18 protein-coding genes are annotated in these 18,003 nt (G+C 71.9%); 9 read left to right on the forward strand and 9 right to left on the reverse strand.

Annotation, left to right across the window (positions count from 1 at the left end; translation table 11 throughout):
• The first annotated feature begins 14 nt into the window (after positions 1-14).
• Positions 15-1,094 (forward strand): hypothetical protein, encoded by a 1,080-nt coding sequence (locus tag ACWEGE_RS10915; RefSeq protein ID WP_449660232.1) that lies wholly within the window; start codon positions 15-17, stop codon positions 1,092-1,094.
• Here the strand turns inward: ACWEGE_RS10915 and ACWEGE_RS10920 are convergent.
• Positions 1,072-2,487: a diguanylate cyclase gene (locus ACWEGE_RS10920; RefSeq protein WP_449660233.1), complete on the reverse strand. Its 1,416-nt coding sequence runs from the start codon at positions 2,485-2,487 to the stop codon at positions 1,072-1,074. The genes ACWEGE_RS10915 and ACWEGE_RS10920 overlap by 23 nt on opposite strands.
• A gap of 283 nt (positions 2,488-2,770) precedes the next feature.
• On the reverse strand, positions 2,771-3,985 hold the full coding sequence (locus ACWEGE_RS10925; protein ID WP_449660234.1) for an MFS transporter: 1,215 nt from the start codon (positions 3,983-3,985) through the stop codon (positions 2,771-2,773).
• Between the two features lie 337 nt (positions 3,986-4,322).
• On the opposite strand from ACWEGE_RS10925, the gene ACWEGE_RS10930 reads away from it, so the two are divergent.
• Positions 4,323-5,222, forward strand: a complete 900-nt coding sequence (locus ACWEGE_RS10930) for an SDR family NAD(P)-dependent oxidoreductase (protein WP_449660235.1) — start codon at positions 4,323-4,325, stop codon at positions 5,220-5,222.
• 81 nt (positions 5,223-5,303) lie between these two features.
• Here the strand turns inward: ACWEGE_RS10930 and ACWEGE_RS10935 are convergent, their stop codons facing one another.
• On the reverse strand, positions 5,304-7,160 hold the full coding sequence (locus tag ACWEGE_RS10935) for an AMP-dependent synthetase/ligase (protein ID WP_449660236.1): 1,857 nt from the start codon (positions 7,158-7,160) through the stop codon (positions 5,304-5,306).
• 198 nt (positions 7,161-7,358) lie between these two features.
• On the opposite strand from ACWEGE_RS10935, the gene ACWEGE_RS10940 reads away from it, so the two are divergent.
• The 5 genes from ACWEGE_RS10940 to ACWEGE_RS10960 all read left to right on the forward strand — a co-directional run bounded on the left by ACWEGE_RS10940 (position 7,359) and on the right by ACWEGE_RS10960 (position 12,549).
• A complete protein-coding gene (locus tag ACWEGE_RS10940) occupies positions 7,359-8,015 on the forward strand; it encodes a transcriptional regulator (RefSeq protein ID WP_449660237.1) in 657 nt (218 codons plus the stop codon).
• Between the two features lie 599 nt (positions 8,016-8,614).
• Positions 8,615-11,182 (forward strand): nitrate- and nitrite sensing domain-containing protein, encoded by a 2,568-nt coding sequence (locus ACWEGE_RS10945; RefSeq protein WP_449660238.1) that lies wholly within the window; start codon positions 8,615-8,617, stop codon positions 11,180-11,182.
• Positions 11,182-11,598: a roadblock/LC7 domain-containing protein gene (locus tag ACWEGE_RS10950; RefSeq protein WP_043776694.1), complete on the forward strand. Its 417-nt coding sequence runs from the start codon at positions 11,182-11,184 to the stop codon at positions 11,596-11,598. The genes ACWEGE_RS10945 and ACWEGE_RS10950 overlap by 1 nt, the downstream gene beginning before the upstream one ends.
• Positions 11,595-11,966 (forward strand): DUF742 domain-containing protein, encoded by a 372-nt coding sequence (locus tag ACWEGE_RS10955; protein WP_004561733.1) that lies wholly within the window; start codon positions 11,595-11,597, stop codon positions 11,964-11,966. The genes ACWEGE_RS10950 and ACWEGE_RS10955 overlap by 4 nt, the downstream gene beginning before the upstream one ends.
• Positions 11,947-12,549, forward strand: coding sequence for a GTP-binding protein (locus ACWEGE_RS10960; protein ID WP_004561734.1), 603 nt, complete (start codon positions 11,947-11,949; stop codon positions 12,547-12,549). The genes ACWEGE_RS10955 and ACWEGE_RS10960 overlap by 20 nt, the downstream gene beginning before the upstream one ends.
• A gap of 19 nt (positions 12,550-12,568) precedes the next feature.
• On the opposite strand, the gene ACWEGE_RS10965 is transcribed toward ACWEGE_RS10960, so the two are convergent.
• Positions 12,569-13,003 (reverse strand): DoxX family protein, encoded by a 435-nt coding sequence (locus ACWEGE_RS10965; protein WP_449660239.1) that lies wholly within the window; start codon positions 13,001-13,003, stop codon positions 12,569-12,571.
• A gap of 102 nt (positions 13,004-13,105) precedes the next feature.
• Here ACWEGE_RS10965 and ACWEGE_RS10970 point away from each other — a divergent pair, with 102 nt between their 5' ends.
• Entirely contained in the window at positions 13,106-13,573 is a 468-nt protein-coding gene (locus ACWEGE_RS10970) for an NUDIX domain-containing protein (protein WP_449660240.1), read from the forward strand.
• Here the strand turns inward: ACWEGE_RS10970 and ACWEGE_RS10975 are convergent.
• The 4 genes from ACWEGE_RS10975 to ACWEGE_RS10990 form a co-directional block, all read right to left on the reverse strand.
• Positions 13,563-14,210 carry an HAD family hydrolase gene (locus ACWEGE_RS10975; protein WP_449660241.1) on the reverse strand — a complete coding sequence of 216 codons (648 nt, stop codon included), beginning with the start codon at positions 14,208-14,210 and terminating at the stop codon, positions 13,563-13,565. The genes ACWEGE_RS10970 and ACWEGE_RS10975 overlap by 11 nt on opposite strands.
• 58 nt (positions 14,211-14,268) lie before the next feature.
• Entirely contained in the window at positions 14,269-15,060 is a 792-nt protein-coding gene (locus ACWEGE_RS10980) for an alpha/beta fold hydrolase (protein ID WP_449660242.1), read from the reverse strand.
• 122 nt (positions 15,061-15,182) lie between these two features.
• Complete coding sequence (locus ACWEGE_RS10985) at positions 15,183-16,304, reverse strand: metallophosphoesterase (RefSeq protein ID WP_449660243.1); 1,122 nt, start codon at positions 16,302-16,304, stop codon at positions 15,183-15,185.
• Between the two features lie 199 nt (positions 16,305-16,503).
• Entirely contained in the window at positions 16,504-16,917 is a 414-nt protein-coding gene (locus tag ACWEGE_RS10990) for a DnaJ family domain-containing protein (protein ID WP_449660244.1), read from the reverse strand.
• 62 nt (positions 16,918-16,979) lie between these two features.
• On the opposite strand from ACWEGE_RS10990, the gene ACWEGE_RS10995 reads away from it, so the two are divergent.
• Positions 16,980-17,750 carry a TetR/AcrR family transcriptional regulator gene (locus ACWEGE_RS10995; protein WP_449660245.1) on the forward strand — a complete coding sequence of 257 codons (771 nt, stop codon included), beginning with the start codon at positions 16,980-16,982 and terminating at the stop codon, positions 17,748-17,750.
• On the opposite strand, the gene ACWEGE_RS11000 is transcribed toward ACWEGE_RS10995, so the two are convergent.
• Positions 17,747-18,001 carry a hypothetical protein gene (locus ACWEGE_RS11000; RefSeq protein WP_449660246.1) on the reverse strand — a complete coding sequence of 85 codons (255 nt, stop codon included), beginning with the start codon at positions 17,999-18,001 and terminating at the stop codon, positions 17,747-17,749. The genes ACWEGE_RS10995 and ACWEGE_RS11000 overlap by 4 nt on opposite strands.
• Between the last annotated feature and the right edge of the window lie 2 nt (positions 18,002-18,003).

Here is an 18,003-nt window from a genome sequence, read left to right on the forward strand (position 1 = left end):
GCGGGGAGGCCCTGGTGAGACTGGGCGGAGGGGGCGACGGCGACCAGGAGGCAGCAGTGCGCTCGACCGAGCTCGCCGTCCCCGTGGAGAACACCGTGCGCGCACTGCGCCGGCTCGCCCCCGGCGCCCGGCTGCGCCCGCTGCGCACCCCGGACCTGCGGGTGCTGGCCGGGGCACTGGGCGACTGCGCGCTCGCGGACCTGGCCAGGGTGCACCCCGGGCCGGTCGCCCGGGTGGTGCTGGCCGCCCAGCTGCGGGCGTTGGACCGGGCGATGACGGGGTTCTTCGACGCCGGGGTGCCGGAGTCCGCCCGGCTGGTGCGGGCCGCGAGGTTCGGCAGGGTCCGCCCGCGGCGGCGGCTGCGTGAGCGGCTGGACACCGAGCCGGGCCTGCGGACGGCGGCGCTGGCGTGGGCGGAGGTGCGCGGGCACCGGATGCTGGCGGAGGAGCTGCGCGGGGCGGGCGGGAGCCCGGACGAAGAGGACGGCCGGCTGGCGGCGGAACTGGCGGTGGCGGAGTTGCTGCCGGAGGTGGCGGCCGGGACGGGCGGGCGGGAGGTGCTGCTGCCCTGGCCGGACGAGGGTGCGGAGCCTGCCTCGGCCGGGTCGCCGGAGCCCGGCGCCGGCGGCCCGCCGGCCGTTCGGTCCGGCCTGGCGCCCCGCGCCGGGGCGGGTGGCGGCTCCCGCGGCGGGCCGCCCGGATCGGGCGCCACCGCGGGGCCCGGCGGCAGCGCGTTCCTCCACGTCCGCTCGGTGCGCGTCACCGACGACGGCTTCCAGGTCGACGTCCACGCCGAGCCGCCCGTCGAACTCCTCCGCGACGGCGACGGCCTCACCCTCCGCGCCCTGTGGTGGAACGGCCTCGGCCGGGTCGCCGACGACCTCGGCCACGAATACCTCCTGCTGGCCAGGGACCACGCCGGCACCGGGACCGTCCGGCACTGGTGCCACCCCCGGCCCGCGCCCGGCGCGCGCGTGCTGCGGCTCGAGTCCGCCGGCTACCGCGGCGAGCGGGTGCGGCTGGCACCCGCGGCCGCCGGGACCTGCGCGGAGGTGCTCGTCAAGCTCGAACTCACCGTTCGGCTGGGGGCGTGACCGGGTCCGGGGCGAAGCAGACCTGGTCGCGGCCGTTCTCCTTCGCCAGGTAGACCGCCGCGTCGGCGGACTGGAGGAGGCGCTCGAGGGTGTCGCCGTGGCGGGGGTGGCGGGCCACGCCGATCGACGTCGTCCGGTCGGCGATGGTCGCCGGGTCGCCGCGCTTGTCCGTCGTCACCATGTGCAGCTTGGCGACCGCGATGCGGATGCGCTCGGCCGCGTCCCAGGTCGCCTCTTCACCGATGTCCGGCAGCAGAACGAGGAATTCCTCGCCGCCGAAACGGCCGACCAAGTCGCTCGGTCTGGTCACTTCGTCGAGCGTTTGCGCAACGGTGCGCAGCACGTCGTCGCCCGCCGGATGTCCATAGGTGTCGTTAATCCACTTGAAGTGGTCCAGATCGACCATCAGCAGCGCCAGTTGATCACCCGATCGAGCGGTGCGTTCAAGTGCCCGCTCGGCCGCCTCCGACCAGCCGCGCATGTTGAGAATGCCCGTTTTCGGGTCGGTCCGGACGTCGTTCTGGAGCTGGTCGAGTTCGGCGAGGCGATTGAAGACGACGGTGACCACGGCCATCACCGCCACCATCGGCGGGACGGCCGCGAGCAGGATCGCGGTCACCGCGCCGAGGCCGATGGTGATCGCCTCGAGCATGTTGTCGGCCGGGCTGCCCAGCACGTTACGAACCGTGCGCCCGGCGGGGGATCCCAGCAGCAGGACCCCGCCCACGTACGCGATCTGGATCGCTTCGTAGATGGCCCCGGTGACGACGATGGTGCCGAACTCGCGGAGGAAGTCGCCCCACCCCGGCCGGCCGAGCAGGTGCGGCCCGAGCCCCGTGTAGGTGAGGTGGGCGAGCGCGCCGGCGAGGCCGTGCGTGATGGACGAGAAAATGAAGTTGTGGGCAGGCCGCCGTGCGATGAACCAGTGCTGCAACCGGATGACGGCGATGACGAAAAGGGTGAGCGGAACCGGCAGTATCATCGCCGCGGAAAACGTCCACACGGCGGTGAGGTCGATCAGCACCGTTTTGGTCCGGTCGCGCCGCCGCTCTTCCTGGCGCTGGGTCAGTTGAATGTGGACGGTGGCACCGGCGGCCAGGATCGCGAAATTGATCCAGTCGTTTCCGGACGGAATCGGCGAGCGCGCGAACGAGACGGCGAGAATCGCGACCGCGACGGCTTCGGCCGTCAGCATGAACGCGACCTGCACCGGCCGGCGGCGCCAGAGCGCCCAGTTGCCCGGCCAGTACGCGTGGCGGACCCGGGGACCACCGGTCGTGGTCGCGGGCGTACCTGTGGTCACGCCCGGTTCGGCAGCGCTTTCTGCCTGCTCCGGTGCCGAGCCGCCCGGTTCGCCCGGTGCGGCCGGGCTCCCGTCCGGTCCTGGATGCAATTGGTCACCTCCTTTCCAGCCTAGTCTCGCCCTTGAGTAATCTCATCGGTACCTGGCAGAGTGTTCACACATTCCGCGGCCGGGTACCATCCCACAGCAACGGATCGGCCAAGGCCCGGAGTAACTGCCGGGAACGCGGCGCAAAAGGTTCTGCGAGACTCTCCCCGCATGGAGGTGGCCCCCATGAGCAACCGCGACTTCTGAACCACCCTCGAATTGTCACCCGCGACGTCCGCGAATGCCATTCATGATCTTGGCCGTACCCGGAGGTGGGACCCGGCGCTCACGACGGCCAGGGTTGCGGGTCCGTCCCGCCAACCCGGCGCCAGGCGAACGCCACCGGCACGGCCAGCAGCAGACCCACCGCGCCGGCGAGCGCGATGGTCGTGTACGCGGAACCCACCGCCTGCGCGACCAGCCCGCCCAGTCCGACACCCACGCCCTGCGCGACCCGCAGGCCGGTCCGGTACAGGCCGCCCGCGCTGCCCCGGATGTCGTTCGGCACCCACGTGATGAACGTGGCCGACACCGTGATGACGTACGCGCCCGTCGCGCCCGCCAGCGCGAGCAGGATCAGCGCGAACACCAGGTTCGGCCGCAGCGCGAACGCCGCCAGCGCGGCCAGCGGCAGTGCGGCCAGCACCCCGAGCAGCTTGCGGCGGTGCTCGGTGGTGACGAACCGCGAGAGCAGGAACGTCCCGGCGACGAAGCCCAGCGGGTCGGCGGCCAGCAGCCAGCCGACCGCCTGGTCGCCCGCGTTCAGCTGCGCGGCGAGCGGCGCCGCGAGGCCCTCCGGGATCACCGCCAGGCCGACGAGCCAGGACAGGTAGAGCAGCACCCGCAGCCGTTCGTCGCCGAAAACCTGCCGGACGGCGCCGAACCACGGGGCACCGCCGTCGCCCGCGGCGGGACGGCGCAGCACCAGCAGCCGCACGGCGACGGCGGCCACCAGGAACGTCAGCGCGTCGATCGCCAGCGCCCACGACGTCCCGATCGAGGTCACCAGCAGCCCGCCGGCGGCCAGCCCGGCCAGCATCGCGGCGTTGTTCGTGATCCCGCGCAGGTCCTGGCTCTGCAGGTAGACGTCGTCGTCGGCGAAGACCTCGCGGCCGAGCGCGTTCTGCGCCGCGTTGCCGGGCGCGTTCGCGAGCCTGGCGAGGACGAAGAGCGCGAACAGCCAGCCCATCGGCATCCCGGGCAGGGCCATCAGCCCGATCAGCACGGCCTGCGCGAGCGAGCCGGTCACCAGCACCGCGCGCCGGGGGAAGCGGTCGGCGAGCTGGGACAGCCCGAGCCCGCCGGCGAGCGCGGGCAGGAAGGTCAGCGAGTAGACGACGGCCGACAGCAGCGGCGACCCGGTCCGCTCGAAGGTGAGGATGGCCAGCGCGACGATGGTCAGCTGGTCACCGAGCATCGACTGCGTCTCGGCGAACCACAGCGCGCGGAACTCGCGGTTGGCCAGGACGGCCCGGAGCCGGGGTGTCGCGCGTGTTGTCACCTCGTCACCGCCGTCCGCCAATCGAGTGAATATGAACCGTCCGCATTGTGCCTCTCCGGTGACGGCCCCGTCCGGGGGAGTCACGATCGGCCACCGGAAAGCACCCACAGTATGCCGCCGGTTACGCCCCGGTGTCGCCGCAAAGCGGGCCAGTCACCCCCTCGTGACCGGCTCACGGGTACGTCCCGACTGATCGATCCGGACTCGCTCGGCGCAGGGCGGCGGCCGCTCGTCGTCGCGCCGATGCCGCGTTGGACCGAATGGGCCAAGACTGGACAGTGAGCCGGCCGGGGTGGACGGACCGCGCGCCGCCGGCGCTGCAGATCGGGGAGAAGCGATGGACGGGTTGATGCAGGGCAAGGCGGTCGTGGTCACCGGGGCGGGCCGGGGCCTCGGCGAGGCGTTCGCGGTGCACGTCGCGCGCGAGGGTGGGGCGGTGGTGGTCAACGACGTCGACGCCGAGCTGGCGGAGCGCACGGCGGAGACCATCCGCGCGCACGGCGGCCGCGCCGTCGCGAGCGGGCACAGCGTGGCCGAGGCGGGCGAGGCGCAGGAGATCGTCGACCTCTGCGTCAAGGAGTTCGGCGGGATCGACGGGCTGGTCAACAACGCGGGGCTGAACTACGAGGCGCTGCCCTGGGAGGACGACGCCGAGCAGGCCCGCGAGCTGGTGCAGGTCAACGTCCTCGGCGTGGTGAACACCGGCCTGGCCGCGATCAAGGCGATGGTCGACGCGGGCACCGGCGGCTCGATCGTCAACATCTCCTCGGGCGCCTCGCTCGGGCAGCGCAAGCTCGGCGTGTACGCGGCGAGCAAGGGCGCGGTCGCGTCGCTGACCTACTCCTGGGCGCTCGACCTCGAGGACGTCGGGATCCGCGTCAACGCCGTCTGCCCGCTCGCGCACACGCGGATGGTGTGGAAGTCCGAGCGGTCGCTGCGCGCCTGCCCGCCGGACCGCACGCCGTCGCGGATCGCCCCGGTCGTGCTGTTCCTGCTCGGCGAGGGCTCGCAGGGCATCACCGGCCAGATGATCCGGTGCAACGGCCCGCAGCTGCACATCATGGGCCAGCCGTTCCTCAAGCAGCCGATCCTCGAGCGCCCGGTGTGGGACACCGAGACCGTGCAGAAGGCGTTCGACGAGGTCTTCTCCGCCCACCTGGAGAACTACGGCCTGGAGAAGCGCGTGCCGCCGCGGCTGCGCAAGTGGACGGAGACGACCTCGCCCCGCACCGCCTGAAGGGCACCTTCACCGCATCTGACGCGCTGAAGGGCACCTTCCACCCGTCCCATGGGAGGAAGGTGCCCTTCAGCCCGCGTGTCAGGAACCAGCGGCCGGCTCGGGGTCGCGGGTGGCCGCGTAGAGGGCTTCGATGTCGGCCGAATAGCGGTCGTTGATGACCCGGCGCTTGAGCTTGAGCGTCGGGGTCAGCTCGCCGGATTCGGGCGTCCACGCCTTCGGGAGCACGTGGTAGCGCTTGATCTGCTCGATCCGCGCGAGCCTGCTGTTGGCCGAATCGACCGCGCGTTGCAGCTCGGCCCGCACCGCCGGGTGGTCGGCGAGCTCCTCCGGCGCCGCTTCGACGCCGTTGGCCGCCGCCCAGCCGGGCGCGATCTCGTCGTCGAGGACGATCAGCGCCGTCACGTACGGGCGGTCGTCGCCGATCGCGACGGCCTGGCCGATCAGCGGGTGCTCCTTGAGCAGGCCCTCGACGCGGGTCGGCGCGATGTTCTTGCCGCTCGAGGTGATGATCAGTTCCTTCTTGCGGTCGGTGATCGTCACGAAGCCGTCTTCGTCGATCGTGCCGATGTCGCCGGTCGCCAGCCAGCCGTCCGCGTCGGTGGCATCGGCGATCGTGCCGTCCTCCTGCAGGTAGCCGAGGAACACGATCGGGCCGCGGACCAGCAGCTCGCCGTCCTCGGCGACCTTCACCTCGACGCCTTCGAGGGGCTTGCCCACCGTGCCCGCGCGGAAGGCCGAACCGGAGTTGGACGTCGCCGCGCCGGTCGTCTCGGACAGGCCCCAGACCTCGCTGATCTCGATGCCGAGCCCGGCCAGGAAGTAGATGATCTCCACCGGGAGCGCTGCCGCGCCGCTGGAGGCGACGAGCACCTTGTCGAGCCCGAGCAGGGCGCGCACCGGCGCCAGCGCGGCTTCGTCGGTCTGCCGGATCTTCTCGGCCAGCTCCGCGGGCACCGGCCGGCCGGCGCTGCGCAGCTTGTAGCCCTGCTGCAGCAGCTCGTTCGCCTGCAGCAGCGCGGTGCGCCGGTCCTCCGGCACGCCGCCGAGCATGTTCTTGAGCCCGGCCACCATCTTCTCCCACACGCGCGGGACGCCGAAGAAGCTCTGCGGGTGCACCTTGCCGAGCGCGCCGACGACACCGCTCGGGTCGGCGAGGGTGTGCACGTGCCCGGCCCAGATGATCGGCAGGTAGATCGACAGCTCCCGCTCGGCGATGTGGGCCAGCGGCAGGTACGCGATGTTCGTCGCGTGCATCGGCGGGTGGTGCAGCTCGGTGACCGCGTACCCCTGGTGGATCGCGTTGCGGTGCGAGAGCACGACGCCCTTCGGGTCGCCGGTGGTGCCGGAGGTGTAGATCATCGACAGCGGGTCGTCCGGCTTGATGTCCGCCCACGACCGTTCGAACGCCTCCGGATCGGCGGCAAGCGCTTCCCGGCCCCGCTCCCGCAGCGCGGCGAGGGACAGGAACCGGTCGTCGCCTTCGGGGATCGCGGTCTCGTCCATGACGACGATGTGGCGCAGCGCCGGGAGGTCCTCGAGCACCGGCCGCCAGCGCGCCAGCTCGTTCTCCCCGCCGAGCACCACGACCGGCGCCGCGCTGTGCCGCGCGACGAACCGGATCTGGTCCGGGCTGAGGGTGGCGTAGGCGGTGCAGGGGATCGCGGCCAGGTGCGTCGCGGCGAGGTCGGCGACGATGTGGTCCGGGCAGCCGGGCGCCATGATCAGCATGCGGTCGCCGGTGGCGAGGCCGAGGCCGGCCAGCCCGCGGGAGACCTCGGCGATCGCGGTGCGGAACTCCAGCCAGGTGAGCGTCGGCTGTCCTTCGATGTCGAGCGAGGTGATCGCCGGCAGGTCCGGGTACTCGACCGCGTTGCGGTGCAGCAGCCGCGGGATCGTCTGGCCTTCGGTCTGCTCGGCGACGGACGGGGTGGTCAACGCTGGCCTCCTCGGGTGCTCCGGATGGCCACACTGTAGGGGCTCCCGACGCAGGTGGATAGAGAATCGCGGCCACGTCAAGCCTCGCCGGTGAACCGGACAAAGCGGTCAGGTCCCCACGACTGTCCACTGTGCACACGGGCGTCGGCGCGGGAATCGCGCTTCAATGGAGTGGTCACGGACACCTGGGGGTAGGCGATGACACACTCCGCGCGCAAGCTGCTCGAAGCGATCCAGGCCGAGCTCGTGCCGCGCGATGGCGACAACCGGCTCGTGCCGCTGATCGCCGCGGGCCGGGCGCCGCGCGCGGTGTTCGCCGCGCTCGCCGCCGAAGAGAAGCTGATCACGCTCAGCGACTGGCGGAGCTTCCACGCGCTGGCCGCCCGGGCCGACGAACCGAACGCGCGCACGTTCTTCGGCGGGCTCGCGCCGGGCGAGCAGCAGGCGAACGCGATGCTGGACGCGTTGCTCGCCGCCACTGGTCCGGACCACGGGAAGGACCTGCCGCGCGCGGGCTGCCAGGTCTACCCGGCCTACGTCGCCTGGCTCGCGCTGAACGGCGAGTCGTCGGCCACCGCGGCGGGGATCTTCGCCAACTTCGCCGCCTTCGGCCGGTACTGCGCCGACGTCGCCGCGGGCATGCGCGAGCACTACAGCTTCACCGACGAACAGTGCGCGTTTTTCGACTTCTTCGCTGCGGACGTTCCGGAAATCGAAGAACAAGCGCTCGCGGCGATCCAGGCGGGCCTCGACGCGCACCGGCTCGACGAACGCGAGGCGCACCGCTGCGCGCGGCTGTTCCAGAGCTACGAGCTGCTCTTCTGGAACACGCTGGCCGACGAGTTCCCGGGCTGAGCGGACCCGCGTCCCCGCGGAACCGGTTTCGGCGGTCAGCGCAGGGTGATCAACCGGCTGCGGTTGCGGAATGCCGGGAATTCCGGCTCGCTGCCCGGGGAATCCGCGGCCGGGCGCGGAATTCCTGCTCATTCCGCTTTTCCGGGACCGTCCACCCCGGACAAAGGCGGGGTTCCGGGTGGCCTCCGCGACCCCGTGATGTTTGTCACCGAACGATCCGGCTCTGTCGTACGTAGAGGGCGCCGGCCGGGACGCGCGGGGCTCCGGGAGCGCTTCCAGTGCTCAGATACGTACAGGGAAGGAAAGTTGCCCTGCGACGAACGTCACGACTTTCGGTGGTGGACTTTCGAAGCGCAGGCAGCGAGTGTGGAGGGATCACGGTCGCAAGATCACGTTCTCGCCACGGACTTGACGAGCCCTGGAGGGCTGCCTAACGTCGTCGCGGGCGAAGCAGACCACGGTGATGTTGATCCGGCTGGTCGGAATCCGGGTGTTGACCGCCTCGGGCGACCCGAAACCATGTACTGCCGGAAGGAAAACGGACCCAGGTGAAGCAGATTTCTCTTCGACGCAACCGGGGATCCTCGATTCGGAAGCGCGTGCTCACGATCGCGCTCGTCCCCAGTGTCGCGCTGTTGCTGGTCGGTGTGGCTCTCGCGGGCTACCTCATCTACGACGCCGTCACCGGCCGGGACTACACGAACCGTATCCGGGGTTCGGAGGCTCCGTCCATCCCGTTCCTCGCCTCGCTGCAGCAGGAGCGCCAGGCCACGCTGAGCTTGCTCGCGGGCCAGAGCAACCAGCGCGCCGTGCTCGCGGGCATCCGGCCGAAGACGGACGAGAACGCCGCGAAGACGATCCAGTACCTCAAGGACAACTTCGCCGACTACGACGACACCCCGCCGAGCGTCCTGAAGAACATCGCCACGTTCTTCGGGCTGTACCAGCAGCTGCCGCAGAACCGGCAGGCGATCGACGGCGGCCAGATGCAGATCAACCAGGCCTTCGTCTACTACAACAAGATGATCGACCAGTTCACCGACGGCGTGGCCGGGCTCGCGCAGAACGCGCGCGGTGCCCAGAACGCGTTCGACCGGCTGACCGCGATCCCGCTGTTCACCGCGGCCGACCAGATGCAGCGCAGTGACGCGCTCGCCGCCGCCGGGCTGGCCGCGGGTGGGCTGAGCAACGACGACTTCCGGACCTACGTCGGTCAGGTCGGTGCCTACCACGCCCAGCTCGACGCGTCGGCGCCGAAGCTGATCCCCGAGGTCAAGGCCAAGTACGACGAGCTGCTGGCCAGCCAGCCGTGGCAGACGGTGAACCAGGTCGAAACCGCGTTCCTGCGCGGTGACCTCTCCAAGCTGCCGGTGCCGCAGGACCAGTGGCGCACCGCCGCCCGCCAGGTCGGCGCCGCGCTGATGGGCATCTTCATCCTGCAGAGCTCCAACGCGAGCCAGGCCGCGATCAACGACGCGGACTCGACGTTCACCGAGTCGCTGATCGCCGGCGTGGTCGCGGTCCTGTTCGCGGTCTTCGTGGTCTTCGTCGCCGTCCGGCTGTCGAACCGGCTCATCGGCCGCCTGCACCGGCTGCGCGAGGACACCCTCGACGCGGCCGAAGTCCGGCTGCCCGAGCTGGTCGCCCGGGTCCAGGCCGGCGAGCCCGTCGACCTCGAAGAGGGCGGGCACTTCCTCGACCACGGCACCGACGAGATCGGCCAGGTCGCCGACGCGTTCAACAAGGCGCAGCAGACCGCCATCGCGGCCGCCATCGACGAGGCGAAGACCAAGGAGGGCACCAAGACGGTGTTCCTCAACATCGCCCACCGCAGCCAGGTCATCGTGCACCGCCAGCTCAAGGTGCTCGACCAGGCCGAGCGCAAGCAGGAGGACCCGGACCAGCTGGACACGCTGTTCCAGCTCGACCACCTCTCCACCCGCGCCCGCCGCAACGCCGAAAACCTGATCATCCTCGGCGGCGGCCAGCCGGGCCGCCAGTGGCGCAACCCGGTCGGGCTCGCCGAGCTGGTCCGCGGCGCGTCCGCCGAGACCGAGGACTTCGCGCGGGTCAAGACGGCGGTGCTGCCGCAGATCGCCATCCGCGGCCCGGTCGTCGGCGACCTCGTGCACTTGCTGGCCGAGCTGATCGACAACGCGACGTCGTTCTCGCCGCCGCAGTCGCGGGTCGAGATCCGCGGCAACGTGGTCGGCAAGGGTGTCGTGATCGAGGTCGAGGACCAGGGCCTCGGGCTCGAGCCGGACCAGACCGAAGAGATCAACGCGATGCTGGCCGACCCGCCGGACTTCGGGATCATGGCGCTGTCGGACGAGCCGCGCCTGGGCCTGTTCGTGGTCGCGCGGCTGGCCGCCCGCCACGGCATCCAGGTGCACCTGCGTGAGTCCGCCTACGGCGGCACCCGGGCCATCGTCCTGGTGCGCACCGACCTGCTGGCCCCGCTCGCCGAGAACGAGCCGGAGCAGCCGATCACCCCGCCGAAGCCGGAGCTCGTGCCGAACCCGGTCGAGCCGGAGACCACGGCCAACGACGAGGTCGCGCCGCTCAAGCGGCCGGTGCGCCGCCCGGCCCGGCACCGCACCGAGCCGCCGATGGCCGTCCCGCCGGCGCCCCCGACGGCTCCGGCGACCGTGGTGACCCAGCCGCCGACGCCCGTGCCGCCGATGGCCGCCCCGCCGGTCACCGTCCCGCCGCCGGCGCAGTCGCCGTCCGCCCAGCCTTCGTCCGCGCCGACGCCGGTCCCGGTCGGGTCCGTGTCGGAGCCGGTGAGCCAGCCGACCCAGGCCCAGCCGGTGGCCGCGGTCCGGCCGCCCGCCCCGCCCGCCCGGACTTCGCGCCCGGCGCGTCCGGCCGCGCAGCAGCCGGTGTGGCCGCCGCAGGAGCCGCGGGCCGCGGCGACGCCGGAGAGCCGTCCGCAGCAGCCGCGCCGTCCGGAGGCCCCCGGCCGCCCGCCGCTGCCGCAACGGCGACGTCAGCAGAACCTCGTTCCGCAGCTGCGGGAAGATAAGCCCGCACAGGAACGCGAAGAGGTCCGGCTGGACTCGCCGGAGGCCGCCCGCAGCAGGCTCTCCGCCTTCCAGCAGGGCACCCGGCGGGCCCGAGACGAAGAGTTTCCCGAGAACGACGACAGGTACGGAGAGCGCGAGTAATGGTCAACTCAGGCGCCCACGAGCTCGACTGGCTGCTGGACGACCTCGTCAAGCGGGTCGCCGGGGCGGACCGGGCGGTGGTGCTGTCCTCGGACGGCCTGCTCATCGGGAGGTCCGGCAACCTTTCCGAAGAGGACGCCGAGCACCTGTCCGCGGTGGCTTCGGCGTTCCAGAGCCTGGCCCGCGGTACCGGGCGGCACTTCGGCGGCGGCAACGTCCGCCAGACGATGGTCGAGATGGACCACGCGTTCCTGTTCGTGACGGCGGCCGGCCGAGGCGCCTGCCTCGCCCTGCTGGCCCGTGAAGACGCGGACATGGGGCTGGTCGCGTACGAGATGAACCTGATGGTGAAGCGGGTCGGGCAGGTGCTCACCTCGGCCCCGCGGACCGCCGGCGCGCAGCCCACTGCGCCATGAGCGCACGGCACGAAGCCTGGTTCGACGACGAGGCCGGCCCGCTGGTCCGGTCCTACGCGGTCACCGGTGGCCGCACCCGGTCGGACACGCTCGGGCTCGACCTCATCACGCTGGTGGTCGCGCTGCGCACCGCCCACGAAGCAGGCATGCTCGAACCGGAGTACGCCCGCATCATCGCCCTGTGCCAGCGGCCGGTCTCGGTGGCCGAGGTGGCCGCCAGGGTCGATCTCCCGCTGCCCGTGGTGAAGGTGATGCTGAGCGACCTCATCGAGCAGAACCTGGTGCTGTTCCGTACCGCGGCACCGGTCCAGGAAACCCCCAACCGACACGTATTGCAGGCGGTCCTTGATGGCATCCGGAAACTCTGACCCCCGGCGGAACCTGACCGCGACCGCGGTCAAGGTACTCATCGCCGGCGGGTTCGGGGTCGGCAAGACCACGATGGTCGGTTCGGTGAGCGAAGTGCCGCCACTGCGGACCGAGGAGGTCATCACCACCGCGTCCGAGGGTGTCGACGACCTGTCCGGCGTCGAGCAGAAGACCACCACGACGGTCGCGCTCGACTTCGGCCGCATCACGATCAACCCGGACCTGATCCTCTACCTGTTCGGCACGCCCGGGCAGGACCGGTTCTGGTTCATGTGGGACGAGCTGGCCGAGGGCGCGCTCGGCGCCGTCGTGCTGGCCGACACGCGCCGGCTCGACAGCTGCTTCGCCGCGGTGGACTTCTTCGAGCGCCGCAACCTGCCGTTCGTCGTCGGCGTGAACTGCTTCGACGGCGCGTACCGCTACGGCACCGAGGAGGTCCGGCAGGCGCTCGACGTCGGCATGGACGTCCCGCTGCTGCTGTGCGACGCGCGTGAGCGCGAGTCGACGAAGCAGGTGCTGACCAGCCTGATGGAACACGTGATGGCGCGGTCCGACCTGGCCGCCGCCCAGGGCGGCTACTGACCGGCCGGACCGCGTTCGCTCAGCGCTTGCGCAGGTTGTCGAGCGCGAACCGGCCCGGGCCGACCGCGGCGAACAGCAGGAAGACCCACGAGTAGACCGCGGCGGGCTCGCCCATGTTCTGCAGCGGCAGCAGGCCCATCGGGGCGTGCACGGTGAAGTAGGCGTAGGCCATCACGCCGGACAGCAGGATCGCGGCCGGCCGGCCGGCGAGCCCGACGAGCAGCAGCACGGCGCCCACGAGTTCGAAGACGCTGCCCCACCAGCCGGGGAACGAGCCGAACGGGACGCCGCCGCCCTGGCCGTCGATCCCGCCGAAGAGGCCGAACCCCTGCAGGCCGTGGCAGCCGAACAGGAACGAGATCACGATCCGGCTCGCGCCGACCACGATGCCGGTGACCTTGGTCTTGGCCGGGGCGGTGGCGGTCTGGGTTTCGCGGGCGACGGTGGTGGTCATGGTGGGTCCCTTCCCTGGGTTCCGCTTGCCTTCTGCCCACGCGTCGATCGGGCCCCGGCGGGTTTCGACACCCTCGCGGAAAAATCTTGGGAGACTTTCCCCATGGCGGGCAAACAGAGTGCCGGGCTGCTGCTCTACCGGGGCCGCGGCGAAGACGTCGAGGTGCTGCTCGGGCACATGGGCGGGCCGTTCTGGGCGAAGAAGGACGCGGCCGCGTGGTCGCTGCCCAAGGGCGAGCTCGACCCGGACGAGTCCCCGGAGGCCGCGGCGCGGCGGGAGTTTTCGGAGGAGCTGGGGCTGCCCGCGCCGTCCGGGGAGTACGTCGAGCTGGGCGTGGTGAAGCAGTCGGGCGGCAAGGTCGTGACGGCGTGGGCGGTCGAGGCCGACCTGGACCCGGCCGCGGTGGTGCCCGGGACGTTCACCATGGAGTGGCCGCCGCGCTCGGGCCGTCAGCAGGAGTTCCCCGAGGTGGACCGGGTCGCCTGGTTCTCGCTGCCGGACGCCCGGGAGAAGCTGGTGAAGGGCCAGCTGCCGTTCCTGGACCGGCTGCTGGCCGTGGTCACCGGCTGAGCAGGGCGTCCAGCGGCTTGGCGGTGAAGGACGGCAGCACGACGTCCGCCTGCCCGAAGTCGAGGTTCCGGGTGATCGCGTTCGGCACGGCGATGCACGTCAGGCCGGCGGCCTTGGCGGAGGTGACGCCGTGCGGGGTGTCCTCGAAGGCGATGGCGTCTCCGGCCGCCGTGCCGAGTGCGTCGAGGGCGGCGAGGTAGAGGTCCGGGTCGGGTTTGGCCTTGTGGAGGTCCCCGGTGAGGACGGCGTCGAAGTAGTGGTCGAGGCCGAGTCGTTCGAGGTGCGGGTTCACCCAGGCCCCGGACGAGCTGGAGGCGACGGCCAGCTTGATGCCCTGCTCGCGCGCGGCGTCCAGGTACGCCCGGACCCCTTCGCGCGGGCCGAGGTCCTCGAGGAGCCGGAGGACGTGGGCGCGTGTCCTGGGCCGCAGCGCCTCGGGGTCGATGCCGGGGACGTGCTCGGCGAGCAGGGCGAACATGGCGGGCGTGGTGTGCTGGGTGCCGATGACGGCGTACCAGGCGTCCAGCGGCAGCTCGGTGCCGTGTTCCCGGAAGACGGCCTGCCACGACTGCAGCACGGCGGATTCGGTGTCGGCGAGCGTGCCGTCGAAGTCGAAGACCAGGGCGCGGGTGGGCACGCCTGCACCCTGCCCGCTCGGTGATCGTTCAGGCAAGACAGTTGTGACGAGGGCCGGTTCAGCTCAGGTAGAACTCCGTCAGCACCGGGGCCAGCGCCGCCGCCTTCACGATGTGCGTCTGGCCCGGCAGCGTCCGGTACTCCGCCGACGGCAGGACCTTCGCCAGCGACGCCACGCCGTGGCGCATCCAGTCCGGGCTGCGGCCCCCGTCGATCACCAGCGACGGGACCGTCACCTCCGGCCAGGCCGCGGGCAGGGGCTCGCCCGCCTGGTGGCCGATCACCATCGCCGTGTCGTACGGGATCGTGTGGGCGACCCTCTTGAGCTTGGCCCAGAACGGCATGATCCGCATCGTCGCCACCATGACCCCGCTCAGGCCGACGCCTTCGGTCATGAACATCTTGACCGCCTTGCCGCGCTTGCCCTCCCGCACCGCCTGGTCGAGCCGGGCCGCGTAGTCCGACGGCACGCGGGGGCGGCTGCCGTCGACGATGAACGGCGGCTCGTACAGCGCCAGCTTCGGGACCGCGAGCCGAGGTGCCGCTTCGAGGGCCAGCGCGACGCCCGACGAAATGCCGAACAGGAACGCCTCGCCGCCGGCCTCCTTGACGACCGCCGCGAGGTCTTCGACCTCGCGCTCGACCGCGTACGGCCCGGTGTCGCCGCTCTCGCCCCGGCCGCGGCGGTCGTAGGTGTACACGGTGAAGTGCGCGGCCAGTTCCTTCGCCAGTGCGTCGTTGGGGGATGAGCCGCGGTAGCACATCGCGCCGTCCACGAGGACGAGCGCGGGGCCGGCCCCGGCGCGGGTGTAGGCGATGCGGGTGCCGTCGGCTGAGGTTGTCGTCGTCATGCGCACAGCCTGACTCCGACGTATCGATCTGTCAAGACAAAAAAATTTGTCGGTGCAGTCAAGCGCCCCAAGGCGGCCTTCGGTGCGTCTGACGCAACCAAGGCCACATTGGGGCGCTTGGGTCAGGCGGAACGCAGGGTCAGGAGCGTGATCTCGCTGGGCGCGAAGATCCGGAACGGCGGGCCCCAGAACCCGGTGCCGCGGCTGTTGTACAGCTGCGTCCCGCCGTGCCTGCTCAGGCCGGACAGCGTCGGCTGGTCGAGCCGCACCAGCAGGTGGAACGGCCAGATCTGCCCGCCGTGCGTGTGCCCGGAGATCTGCAGGTCGACATCTGCCTCGCGGGCGTCGCGGACCTGCTTCGGCTGGTGGGCCAGCAGCACCACGGGGACGCCGCCGGGCCGGTCGGCCAGTGCCGCGGCCAGGTCGGGGCCGTGGCCGGGCAGGCCCGACGCCGCGCCGGTCGGGTCGTCGATGCCGGCGAAGAGGATCCGGTCGCCGCCGCGCTCGAGCAGCGTCGAACGGTTGTGCAGGGTGTCCCAGCCGAGGCCTGCCATGTGGTCGAGCCACGCCTGGGCCTCGCCGAAGTACTCGTGGTTGCCGGTGATGTAGAACCGCCCGAGCCCGGCCTGGACGCCGCCGAGCGGGTCGACCTGCTTGCGGCGCTTGGCCACCGCGCCGTCGGCGAGGTCGCCGGCGTGGCAGACGACGTCCGCCTCGAGCGCGTTGACCGCCGCGACGACCTTCTCCGACCACTTCGTCCGGTCGATCGGCCCGAAGTGGGTGTCGGTCAGCACGGCGACGCGCAGGCCGTCGAGCCCCGCCCCGAGCCGCGGGATGACGACGTCGACCGCCTTCACCGGCGGCACGCGCATGGCGACGCGGTTGCCGTGCACGAGCAGCCCGGCGGCGACCAGCACGGTCGCGCCGGCGACGATCCGCGAGCGAAGCGGGTCTTCGACGCCGAGCAGGGCGACCCGCAGCACCAGGCTCAGGATCGACCAGCTGAACAGCACCCAGATCACGGCGAGCAGCGAGTCGCCGAGGCGGGCGGCGCCGTCGCTCTGGTGCCGGGAGTGGCCGCGGAACATCGCAACCGGCATCGTGACCAGGCCTGCCAGCAGCACGACGGTGCCGGCGATCGTGCCGGCCAGGCCCCACTCCGGCGCCAGCACGAGCGTCCACCACGGCACGCCGTACAGCAGGAGCATGGCCAGGATCGGCACGACGACGAGTTGCCCTCTCATCGAACCAGGTTACAGCCCATCGGGCTGTTAGCGTTTCGGCTCCGCTGGAGGCGGCGGAAGGGGCGCCGTGCACCCGTTGCCGGAGCAGGCGTTTCCCCGCGCCGGCCGGCCCGGCCGCACTGGTTGCCTTTGCCTCCCTCGCCGCCGCGAGTGCTGGTCGTCCTGCGGGGCGGGCCGCGCGGGGGAGACGGGATCGCTGCTACGACGCGGCTCGTGAACGCCGCCAGTCCGAGACCGCCTCTTCGACGTCCACCAGCGCCACCGTGAGCGGCGGCCCGGTGTGGTGGTTGAGGTAGGCCTGGCGGATGCGGGTGTTGAGGTCCTCGACGACGTCCCGGACCTGCCGTTCGGTTCGCTCCCCGGCGAGCCGGGCCGGCAGGTCCTGGACCTCGCGCTTGAGCGCGAGCGCCGGCGGCAGCAACGCCTTCGTGTCGTGCCCGCCCCTCTTGACTTCGCGGAGCACCCAGTCGGTCGCCGCGTCGTTGCCGGTGGGCTTCGGCAGGGGTTTGCCGGTGCCCGGCAGGTCGTCGAACTCCCCGCGCTCGCGGGCTTCCTCGATCTTCCGGTCGACCCACCAGCGGAAAGACACCTTGGGCGGCTTGCGTGCGGTCATCTCCTCCCACCCCCTCCGTCCTCTTCCAGGGTAATCTCCGCAACGACGAGCGAGGGGACCGCATGACCGCCGAACGCACTGGCGCCGAGGACGTCGACCGGACGCTGGCGCTGCTCTGGCGCGCCCGCGGCGCCGCCGCCGAACCGACCAGGGGCCGCCGCCCGACGCTGACGATCGAGCGCATCGTCGCGGCCGCGATCGCCGTCGCGGACGCCGACGGGCTCGCCGCCGCGTCGATGCACCGCGTCGCCAAGGAGCTCGGCGCGGGCACGATGACGCTCTACACCTACGTGCCCGGCAAGGCCGAGCTGGTGGACCTGATGGTCGACGACGTCCTCGTCGGGCGCCGGCTGCCCGGGCCGGGCGAGCCGCGCCACGGGGATTGGCGCGCGCAGGTGGCGCTCTACGCCGAGCGGACCCGGCAGGCCTACCGCAGCCACCCCTGGTTGTGCGAGGTCTCGCGCGTCCGGCCGCCGCTCGGCCCCGGTCACCTGGCGGGGCACGAGTACCTGCTGTCGATCATGGACGAGCTGGGGCTGCCGCCGCGGCAGGCCGTCGCGGCGGCCAACGGGATCGGCACGTACGTAGACGCGAACGCCGCGCTCGACGCGGAGAACACCCGGCTGGAGCGCAGCACCGGCCAGTCGACCGAGGCGTGGTGGCACCAGCGGTCGTCGTTCTGGGAGAACTACTTCGTCGTCGACGACCACCCGGCGATGAACCGCATCTGGCTCGGCGGCGGCTTCGACCAGAGCGCCAAGGCGCAGGGCGACACGGCGTACGAGTTCGGCCTGGACCGGATGCTCGACGGCATCCAGGCCATGGTCGGCTAGCGCCGGCTGCGCCACCGCAGCCGGCGGCGCTCCTGCTGGGGCACCTCGGCCGGCTGCGGCGCGGCGCGCAGGAGGTCCCGGCAGACCGGGTCGAACCGGCCGGGTTCCTCGATCATCGGCGCCGCCAGCACGACGTGCCCGCACACCGCCCGGAACCGGCCGTCGTGCCGCCCCGCCGCGAACTCCTCTTCGGTGACGGCGTGGGTGTAGCCGTCGGTGTCGCAGCGGATGTGCACCAGGAACGGCTCCACCG

The sequence above is a fragment of the Amycolatopsis sp. NPDC004747 genome, assembly GCF_053601335.1.